Source organism: Cysteiniphilum sp. 19S12-1 (assembly GCF_052030685.1).
In the GTDB taxonomy this organism is placed as follows: Bacteria; Pseudomonadota; Gammaproteobacteria; order Francisellales; family Francisellaceae; genus Caedibacter.
This window is the reverse complement of sequence record NZ_JBQAJM010000070.1, coordinates 1-1,990: the sequence shown is the minus strand read 5'-3', so window position 1 is coordinate 1,990 and position 1,990 is coordinate 1. Positions and strand designations below refer to the sequence as shown.

Sequence of the window (1,990 nt, the reverse complement as noted above, 5' to 3'; positions counted from 1 at the left end):
TAAGGAGCGCTGAAACTACGCATTCAGTGCGAGACAAAAACAGCAGTTAAGAGCCATATAAAGTTGGATGTAACACCCGTCTAGATGTTTATGATTATGCCTTTGGTCAGCCAATGAAAGCAACGCAGGATTATGTGTTATATGAATATGATCGCATGGTGATGTTAAGTGGGGAGAAAAAAGGTCAATGGTATGATCCCGTCAAAGACAAGTATCGCCAACCAGCAGATGCGTTCAGAGAAAACTTCCCGCAACAAAAAACGGGCATGAGTCACTTTGAAATGGCGGCTATTTTTGCGGGACTTAAAGTTGAGGAGATTAAAACCACTGAAATTTACGATCCACAAAAAGTTGCCGAGCAACGTGAAGCAGAAGCGGCAAAAACACGTGCTGCTGAAATTGCCAAAGCACAACAGCTATGGTCTGCAACTGTGCCATTAAAAGGCACGTTAGCAGAACGTTACTTAAAAGAACATCGTGCAATTCATCCAATACATACCATGCAAATGCGTTTCTTAGATAAGGGTGCGTGGACCTATGAAAAAGATGGACAAATGGTCACCAATAAACTACCTATGCTCGTTGTTCCTGTGTATGGCAAAGAGGGCTTAACGGGTGTACAGCGTATTTATTTAGATCCAAAAACAGCAGACAAGCCAAGCTTTATGGATAACCCTAAATTGACGTTAGGTGTTATTTCTGGCTCAGCAGGTTTTGTGAATATTGGTGCTGAGGATGAGAAAGGGCAAAAAAGGCAAAAAGGGCGGCTATATATTGCAGAGGGGCCAGAAACTGCCGCATCCATTGCAATGGCTGATCCAAAAGCCACCGTTTTAACGGCGTGTGGTTCCGCTGCCAATATTGGCAAAATGAAAGATATGATTGAGTATTTTAATCCTAGTGAAGTAATTATTGCAGGAGACAATGATGGTGTTGATTCAAAATCTTATGCCTTGACGTATGAGGCGCAAGCTGCATTAAAAGCGCAGGGCATCGATGTGCGAGTCATCTTGCCACAAAATATCGAGGGCTTCAAAAAGACCGACTGGAATGATGTCTTGGTGCATCAGCACGTTGATGATATTTCTGAGCAAATGGGATTAGATCGTCTGCATAAGCGTATTGATCAAACGCAATTGCAATTAAGTCAGGCAGCTCCGGGCATTTCGCAAGAAACCAAAGACGCGATGTCTATGTATGCCAAGCGCTATATGGCAAATCGTGACGAGTTTATCGATGGTGATGAGTATATCAATGACTGGTTGCGAGAGTATTCAGATGAAACGCTACAGGCACATAAATCTGATATACAGGCACTGGTTAAGTATGAGCTCGATTACCCTGGCGAGCGTACAGACTTTAATTTAACTGATGATAAAATTGAAGCTGTTATTGCCAAATCAGGTAGTCCAATGGCTTTGGCTAGTGTGGCAACAATGATAGATATTTATGCCAGACACCACAGAGATAAAGTCCAGGCGCAATCATCTAAAGGCAAAGGTCAATCACAATCTCATGATGAGGGTTATGATGTTGGTGAATGATGATCGATAGATGTAACTTTGATAAAAGTTGAGTAGCGGCATGTTCGCGGTTATGCCACAGGGCTCATTTTAGCCATTTATTGTTTGGTCAATTTTTCTCTTAGTCTTTGATTAATGTTTTTCATATTCTGTATTTCCTTTTGACATCAGTGTAGTACAAACGACTGAAATGTAGATTAGCTTTTTCATACATATCTTCAGAGTAAGGACTATTTAGTTTAATAGGTAAATAATTAATTTTAAAATCAGGATTAAGCAAACGCTCTTTTCTTATAACATGATCGTCAAGCTTAGTATATTTAAGTGGGTTAATGACCTTTTCTTTAATGGCATCATCCTTTAATTTGGAAAGGATAGTTACTTTTGATTTAGGCGGTCTCGTGCGATAAGAGATAATGTGTAAATATTTTCTGGAAGATTGGCTGAAAAGCCTTTAGATGTATGGA

General features: G+C 40.3%; 1 protein-coding gene. It reads left to right on the top strand.

Annotated features, from left to right (window positions below; translation table 11 throughout):
* Positions 1-113: 113 nt before the first annotated feature.
* Positions 114-1,544 (top strand): DUF7146 domain-containing protein, encoded by a 1,431-nt coding sequence (locus ACTS4L_RS11215; RefSeq protein ID WP_440652060.1) that lies wholly within the window; start codon positions 114-116, stop codon positions 1,542-1,544.
* Positions 1,545-1,990 lie beyond the last annotated feature (446 nt).

Bases quoted from the DNA above. Each gene is read 5' to 3' on its own strand.
- ACTS4L_RS11215 (WP_440652060.1), top strand. From the start codon at position 114: ATGAAAGCAACGCAGGATTATGTGTTATATGAATATGATCGCATGGTG.